The 6,849-nt window shown below is 64.9% G+C and carries 8 protein-coding genes; 7 read left to right on the top strand and 1 reads right to left on the bottom strand.

What is annotated here, in order from left to right; genetic code table 11:
- Together AC1DS6_RS10790 and rpsJ are read left to right on the top strand one after the other, a co-directional pair.
- On the top strand, window positions 1-151 hold a 151-nt coding region (locus AC1DS6_RS10790; RefSeq protein ID WP_456301274.1), incomplete at its 5' end, for an EF-Tu C-terminal domain-related protein.
- Between the two features lie 94 nt (window positions 152-245).
- Window positions 246-554: a 30S ribosomal protein S10 gene (gene rpsJ, locus AC1DS6_RS10785; protein ID WP_006160488.1), complete on the top strand. Its 309-nt coding sequence runs from the start codon at window positions 246-248 to the stop codon at window positions 552-554.
- 106 nt (window positions 555-660) lie between these two features.
- On the opposite strand, the gene AC1DS6_RS10780 is transcribed toward rpsJ, so the two are convergent.
- On the bottom strand, window positions 661-1,674 hold the full coding sequence (locus AC1DS6_RS10780) for an AraC family transcriptional regulator (protein ID WP_441632748.1): 1,014 nt from the start codon (window positions 1,672-1,674) through the stop codon (window positions 661-663).
- Between the two features lie 281 nt (window positions 1,675-1,955).
- On the opposite strand from AC1DS6_RS10780, the gene AC1DS6_RS10775 reads away from it, so the two are divergent.
- The 5 genes from AC1DS6_RS10775 (at window position 1,956) to rplC (ending at window position 6,848) form a co-directional block, all read left to right on the top strand.
- The gene (locus tag AC1DS6_RS10775) at window positions 1,956-3,191 is read left to right on the top strand and encodes a dienelactone hydrolase family protein (protein WP_441632746.1); all 1,236 of its coding nucleotides are present in this window, start codon (window positions 1,956-1,958) and stop codon (window positions 3,189-3,191) included.
- 127 nt (window positions 3,192-3,318) lie between these two features.
- Window positions 3,319-4,107 carry an SDR family oxidoreductase gene (locus AC1DS6_RS10770; protein WP_441632744.1) on the top strand — a complete coding sequence of 263 codons (789 nt, stop codon included), beginning with the start codon at window positions 3,319-3,321 and terminating at the stop codon, window positions 4,105-4,107.
- A gap of 54 nt (window positions 4,108-4,161) precedes the next feature.
- On the top strand, window positions 4,162-5,403 hold the full coding sequence (locus AC1DS6_RS10765) for a styrene monooxygenase/indole monooxygenase family protein (protein WP_441632742.1): 1,242 nt from the start codon (window positions 4,162-4,164) through the stop codon (window positions 5,401-5,403).
- Window position 5,404: 1 nt separating this feature from the next.
- Window positions 5,405-5,896 carry a flavin reductase family protein gene (locus AC1DS6_RS10760; protein WP_441632740.1) on the top strand — a complete coding sequence of 164 codons (492 nt, stop codon included), beginning with the start codon at window positions 5,405-5,407 and terminating at the stop codon, window positions 5,894-5,896.
- A 301-nt stretch (window positions 5,897-6,197) separates the two neighbouring features.
- A complete protein-coding gene (gene rplC / locus AC1DS6_RS10755) occupies window positions 6,198-6,848 on the top strand; it encodes a 50S ribosomal protein L3 (RefSeq protein WP_035870770.1) in 651 nt (216 codons plus the stop codon).
- Window position 6,849: the final 1 nt, after the last annotated feature.

The raw sequence follows: 6,849 nt of genomic DNA, 5'->3' as shown, positions 1-6,849 counted from the left end.
GAAGGACAAGGAAATGGTCATGCCGGGTGACAACGTGTCGATCACGGTCAAGCTGATTGCCCCGATCGCCATGGAAGAAGGCCTGCGTTTCGCCATCCGTGAAGGCGGTCGTACCGTCGGCGCCGGCGTCGTGGCAAAGATCCTCGACTAAGCAAACTTCCTGGAGCAGGCTGGCGGTACAATACCGCCGGCCTGTTCCCTTGTTCCAGGGCGCTCGCCGCCCATCGCTCTTTTAAGGAAATATCATGCAGAACCAGAAGATCCGTATCCGCCTGAAGGCTTTCGACTATCGCCTGATCGACCAGTCGGCAGCCGAAATCGTGGATACCGCCAAGCGTACCGGCGCGATCGTCAAGGGCCCGGTGCCCCTGCCGACCCGTATCCAGCGCTTCGACATCCTGCGTTCGCCGCACGTCAACAAGACGAGCCGTGATCAGTTCGAGATCCGTACTCACCAGCGCCTGATGGACATTGTCGATCCTACCGACAAGACCGTTGACGCACTGATGAAGCTCGACCTGCCGGCCGGCGTCGACGTCGAAATCAAGGTGTAAGGTATTCCGCACAAGACCGCCCCTGGCGGTTTTGCGCAAACAGAAACGGCGAACTTCGGTTCGCCGTTTCTGTTTTTGTGCCCCCCTCTCCCCGTTGCACGGCCGGCTAGGCGGGCCCGCGCCGGCGGAGCGTCTGCCCCGGTGGCTCGCCGAAACTCTTGCGATATTCCACACTGAAGCGCCCCAGGTGGCTGAAGCCCCAGCGCAAGGCCGCGGCGGTGACCGAATCGAGGGCCCGGTCGTTCAACAAGTCCTGATGCACCCGTTCCAGCCGGACTGCGCGCAGGTATGCCATCGGGCTGATGCCGCGGTGCTCGCGAAATCCCGCATACAGCCCGCGCAGGCTGACGCCGGCCACTTCGGCCAGCAAGGCTGGCGTCAACGGTGCGTTGGCATGGGCATGGATGTACTCTTCGACCAGTTTCACATGACGCGGTGCCAGGGGTTTGCCGCGCGCCCGCAGTGCTTCGCTGAGACTGTGGGGCTGCACCGTCAATAGCGTGCCGATCACCAACTGCTCCAGCTGGCAGGCAGTGAGCGGATGCCGGGCCGCATCCGGTGCCAGCGCCATCACATCCGCCAGGTAGTGCACCATCTGGTACCACGCCGCCAGACGCCGCCACGGCATGCCTAGCTCGAAACGCAGCGGTTGTTGGGGACGATGGCCCAGGTACGCCGCGCACACCCGCTCCAGCGCGCCGCGCTCGACGCGCACGATCAACTGGTCGCTGTCGCGGCTCCAGCGCATTCGCACCGGATCGCAAGGCGTCAGCACCGAAGCGGTTTCCCGGTCGGAAAGGATCTCCTGCTGGCCGCAACGGATTTCCGCATGGCCGGCTATGGGCATCTGCACCAGCAGGAAGTCGTCAAGCGGCCCGGGCTCGATCTGCACCTCGGCCCCATAGGCCAGCCGGTTGAATGAGACCGCGCCAAGGGGCGCATGATACATGCGCGCCGCCAGCGCGGTGCCGCCGATGGTGAGCTTGTGCGGCTTGAACACCATGCCGACGGCGGCCCGCGTCTCGGCCTGGTCGGTCGAGGCGAAGACCAGCCGGGTAGGGTCGTCTAGCAGGGCGCCAGCCAGCGGCTCGGTGGCCGTGGCCGCGGGGGGCTGCGGCATTGTCTCGCTCCTCGGCATCATTGGCGCGCCGTTCCTGGTGGGGGATCCTCCTGCCTGCGGACCGTGCTGCTGCGTTGCCGCATTGGCCCCGCGCTGGTCTGCGGACGGAATCCTTCACATCACTATAGTGGATCGCTTCCTCGCGCCACTTGCCCGCCCCGCCATTTTCCTGCACTAATCGGATAGCCGCTGCAGCCGGTGGCTAGTTTGCTGCGGTGCGGATCGCCCATGATCGAATCCAGCACGGCAGCCCAACCCCCAAGAACAAAGGAGCGCAGCCCATGGGCCAGACTATCCAGATCCAAGCCGCCGACGGCAGCGGCACATTCAATGCCTACCTGGCCACGCCCGAATCGGGCAAGGGGCCTGGCATCGTGTTGTGCCAGGAAATCTTCGGCGTCAACGCCACTATGCGCGCCGTGGCGGACTACTACGCCGAGGAAGGCTACACGGTCCTGGTGCCGGACCTGTTCTGGCGTATCGCACCCGGCATTGAACTGGGCGACCGCGGCGAAGACTTCCAGCGCGCCCTTGGGCTGTATCAGCGCTTTGATGAGGCCCTCGGCGTCAAGGATGTGGGTTCGGCGCTGGAAGCGCTGCGCGCGCGTCCCGAGTGCGTGGGCCAGACGGGGGTGCTCGGCTTTTGCCTGGGTGGCAAGCTCGCCTACCTGTCCGCCTGCCGCCTGGACAGGGTGGCCTGCGCGGTGGCGTACTACGGCGTCGGCATTGAGCATGCACTGGCCGAGGCAGCCCACATCAAGGGCCGGCTGGTGCTGCATGTGGCCGAGCGCGACGGCTTCTGCCCGCCGGAGGCGCAAGCGCAGATCCGCGCTGCCCTGGGCGGCAAGGATGGCATTGAGCTGTATGTCTATCCCGGCGTCGATCATGCATTTGCCCGCGCCGGCGGCGAGCACTATGACCGACCGTCCGCGCTGATGGCGCACCAGCGGTCGATTGGCGCGCTGCGCGCAGAGATGGGTCCGCACTACGACTTCTCGGCCCTCTGGGACAAGCACTGCGAATACGAATTCGCCACCCGCGATGTCGATGCCACGATGGCGACCATGGTGGCGGAGCCCTACGTCAACCATATCCCGACCATGACCGGTGGCGTCGGCTATCGGCAGCTCAAGCGCTTCTACCAGAACCACTTTGTCCACAGCAACCCGCCGGACACCACGCTGATTCCGCTGTCACGTACGGTGGGCGCCAGCCAGATCGTCGACGAGCTGCTGTTCTGCTTCACGCATACCTGCGAGATTGACTGGATGCTGCCTGGCGTGCCACCCACTGGCAAGCGAGTGGAGATTCCGCTTGTCGCCATCGTCAAGTTCCGTGGCGACAAGCTTTACCACGAGCACATCTACTGGGACCAGGCCAGCGTGCTGGTGCAGATCGGCAAGCTCGATCCGACCGGGCTGCCCGTGGCCGGCATCAAGACTGCCCGCAAGCTGCTCGATGAAACGTTGCCCTCCAACGCGCTGATGGCACGCTGGCAGGAGAGCGAAGGCAAGTAGGCGGGGCGGGACCGCCGCCCCGGCAATCGACAAAATCAAAGCAAAAGGGGCGTGCCCGGCGCGCGCCGCGGGTACCGCTTGGTCCCTGCGGCGCATGGGCAACGCACCGATACAAGGAGACAACGTCATGAAAGGACTGCAGGACAAAGTCGCCATCGTCAGCGGCGGCGCCACCCTTATCGGCGCGGGCGTGGCGAAGGCCTTCGTCGAGGCCGGCACGCGAGTGGCGATTCTCGATATCGATGCCGCCGGCGGCGAGCGTGTCGCCGGCGAGCTGGGCGAACGAGCACGCTTCATTCGCGCCGACATCACCGACGACGCCGAGGTGGCCGCGGCCGTGTCGCAGGTCACGCGGCACTTCGGCGGCATCGATTACCTCGTCAACCTGGCCTGCACCTATCTCGATGACGGCTTCAAATCGAACCGCCGCGACTGGCTCACCGCGCTCGACGTCAATGTGGTCTCCAGCGTGATGCTGGCCCAGGCCGTCCACGAGGGAATGCGCGCGCGCGGCGGTGGCGCGATCGTCAACCTCACCAGCATCTCGGCCAACGTGGCGCAGACCGGCCGCTGGCTCTATCCGGCCTCCAAGGCAGCGATCCGGCAGCTCACCCGCAGCATGGCGATGGACCTCGCGCCCGACCATATCCGCGTCAACGCTGTCTCGCCGGGCTGGACCTGGTGCCGGCTGATGGACGAGGTCAGCGGTGGCAACCGCGAGCGTACCGATCGCGTGGCGGCGGACTTCCACCTGCTGGGCCGCGTGGGCGAGCCCGATGAAGTGGCCCAGGTGGTGCTGTTTCTCTGCTCGGACCATGCCAGCTTTGTCACCGGCGCCGACTACGCGGTGGACGGCGGCTACTCGGCGATGGGCCCGGAGCAAAACGTGCCCGCCATCCCGCGCCTGGCCGGCTGAAACCGCGATGCGGGACTTCGACTTTCACGCTGAACCTTCAAGTAGGAGATTGCCATGAGCCAACGCATTGCCATCGTCGGCGCCGGCCAGTCCGGCCTGCAGATGGCCCTGGGCCTGCAAGCCAAGGGCTACCGGGTCACGCTGCTGACCAATCGCACGCCGGACCAGGTCCGCGCGGGCAAGGTCATGTCCAGCCAGTGCATGTTCGATCGCGCGCTGCAGACCGAGCGAGAGCTGGGCTTGAACTGGTGGGATGATGCGTGCCCGCCGGTGGAAGGGATCGGCCTGGCGATTCCGCATCCGGAACAGCCTGCCGCCAGGTTGATCGACTGGGCTGCCCGGCTCGACCATCCGGCCCAAGCGGTGGACCAGCGACTCAAGATGCCGGCCTGGATGGAAGCCTTCGCGCAACGCGGTGGCGACCTGCGCATTGCCGATGCCGGCGTCGATGAACTGGAAGCGCTGGCTCGCGAGCATGATCTTGTGCTGCTTGCGGCTGGCAAGGGCGAGATCGTCAGCCGTTTCGAGCGGGACGCCACGCGCAGTCCTTTCAGCGCGCCGCAGCGTTCGCTTGCCCTGACCTATGTGAACGCAATGGCGCCGCGCACCCCGTTCTCGCGGGTTTGCTTCAACTTGATTCCCGGCATTGGCGAATACTTCGTCTTCCCGGCCCTGACGCTATCCGGCCCCTGCGAGATCATGGTGTTCGAGGGCATACCGGGCGGCCCGATGGACCGCTGGGCCGATGCGCGTACGCCGGAGCAGCACCTCGCCGAGAGTCTGCGCATCCTGCGCACCTGGTTGCCGTGGGAGGCGGAGCGCTGCGATGCGGTGACGCTGACCGACGAGCAAGGCATTCTCGCCGGCCGCTTCGCCCCGACCGTGCGCCGGCCGGTGATGACCTTGCCCTCGGGCCGGCTCGTGTTCGGCATGGCCGACGCTGTCCTCGTCAACGATCCCATTACCGGACAGGGCTCCAACAACGCCGCCAAGTGCTGCAAGGTGTATCTGGATGCCATCATTGCGCACGGCGATCGCGGTTTCGACGGGGACTGGATGGAGCAGACGTTCGCGCGCTACTGGCAGTACGCCGGCGACGTAGTGAACTGGACCAACTCCCTGCTCACGCCACCGCCAGCGCATATCCTGTCGCTGCTGGGCGCGGCAGGCCATGCGCCAGAGCTGGCCGCCCGCATTGCCAATGGCTTCGATAATCCGCCGGACTTCTTCCCCTGGTGGTCAGATTCCGCTGCCTGCCAGCAGTTGATTGACCAGCATCTGCCTCAGGCGGCCTGATATGGAAGCCGCTTGCGCTGTGCTGGATACCAGGGCGCTGCGGCGGGCCTGTGGCCGCTACGCTACTGGCGTGGCGGTCATCGGTGCCTGCGGTGCCGAGGGCCGTCCGATTGGCTTGACCATCAACTCTTTCGCCTCGCTATCCCTGGCGCCCCCGCTGATCTTGTGGAGCCTCGCACTGCACTCGCCAAGCGCCGCGCATTTCGCCGTGGGGAAGCACTTCGGCGTCAGCATCCTGCAGGCGGGCCACGGCGAGCTGGCGCGCCGTTTTGCCACGCCTGCCGAGGACAAGTTTGCCGGCGTCTCCCATCGGCGCTGTGAGCGGGGCGTACCTTATCTCGATGAAGCGTTGGCCACGCTGGCGTGCAGGGTGGAGCGCGCGGACGCGGTAGGAGATCATCTACTGATCGTTGGCGAAGTGCAGGGGTTTGAAGTGGGGGAGGGTGAACCGCTGGTGTTTTTCGGCGGGGAGTTCGTGAAGGTTGGGCGGTAAGGCTTCCGATTCGGTGCCGAAATTGCCACTTTTGCTGTCAAGACGCGCGGTGCCAGCGCCCCGCAACCGTAGTCAACGCCACAAAACAACACCGGCCCCACCGCGCACGCCCCAACTTCCTAAGGCACTCTTGCTCTTTCCAAACCGCTGCGATATAGTGTAAGGCTACCCGTTTGTCTATGGGTAGTGGGCCGGCCAGCTTGGCCGCGCGCAGTCTTCTTCAGCGCAAGCCCCGCACTGCAAACACTGTTTTCGTGTATCAATCAGCCCCGGCCAATCGCAGCTGGGAATGGAGCAAACCATGAGCCTTGGCCTTGTAGGTCGCAAGGTTGGCATGACCCGTATTTTCACGGACGACGGCGATTCAATTCCCGTTACCGTGGTCGAGGTCGGCGACAACCGCGTGACACAAATCAAGACGGACGAGACCGACGGTTATACCTCGGTTCAAGTCACTTTCGGCGCACGCCGCGCTAGCCGCGTCACCAAGCCTTTGGCAGGTCACCTTGCCAAAGCTGGTGTTGAAGCTGGTGAAATCATCCGCGAATTCCGCATCGATGCCGCTAAGGCTGGCGAACTGCAACCCGGCGGCACGCTGTCGGTTGACCTGTTCGAAGTCGGTCAAAAGATCGACGTCCAGGGCGTGACCATCGGTAAGGGCTACGCCGGTACCATCAAGCGTCACCATTTCGCATCGGGTCGTGCCACCCACGGTAACTCGCGTTCGCACAACGTGCCGGGTTCCATCGGTATGGCGCAGGATCCGGGCCGTGTGTTCCCCGGCAAGCGCATGACCGGCCATCTGGGTGACGTCACCCGCACCGTCCAGAACCTGGAAATCGCCAAGATCGACGCAGAGCGCAAGCTGCTGCTGGTCAAGGGCGCCATTCCCGGCTCCAAGGGCGGCAAGGTTATCGTTACCCCGGCCGTCAAGGCCAAAGCCAAAGCTTAAG

The organism is Cupriavidus sp. 05L310, from assembly GCF_056398185.1.
Note: the sequence above shows the minus strand (reverse complement) of the source record. Positions and strands in the feature narration are given on the sequence as shown.

What these genes read in the sequence shown, in the direction of transcription:
- AC1DS6_RS10765 (WP_441632742.1), top strand. Translation starts at nt 4,162, where the DNA reads ATGAGCCAACGCATTGCCATCGTCGGCGCCGGCCAGTCCGGCCTGCAG.
- rpsJ (WP_006160488.1), top strand. Translation starts at nt 246, where the DNA reads ATGCAGAACCAGAAGATCCGTATCCGCCTGAAGGCTTTCGACTATCGC.
- rplC (WP_035870770.1), top strand. Translation starts at nt 6,198, where the DNA reads ATGAGCCTTGGCCTTGTAGGTCGCAAGGTTGGCATGACCCGTATTTTC.
- AC1DS6_RS10760 (WP_441632740.1), top strand. Translation starts at nt 5,405, where the DNA reads ATGGAAGCCGCTTGCGCTGTGCTGGATACCAGGGCGCTGCGGCGGGCC.
- AC1DS6_RS10780 (WP_441632748.1), bottom strand. Translation starts at nt 1,674, where the DNA reads ATGCCGCAGCCCCCCGCGGCCACGGCCACCGAGCCGCTGGCTGGCGCC.
- AC1DS6_RS10775 (WP_441632746.1), top strand. Translation starts at nt 1,956, where the DNA reads ATGGGCCAGACTATCCAGATCCAAGCCGCCGACGGCAGCGGCACATTC.
- AC1DS6_RS10770 (WP_441632744.1), top strand. Translation starts at nt 3,319, where the DNA reads ATGAAAGGACTGCAGGACAAAGTCGCCATCGTCAGCGGCGGCGCCACC.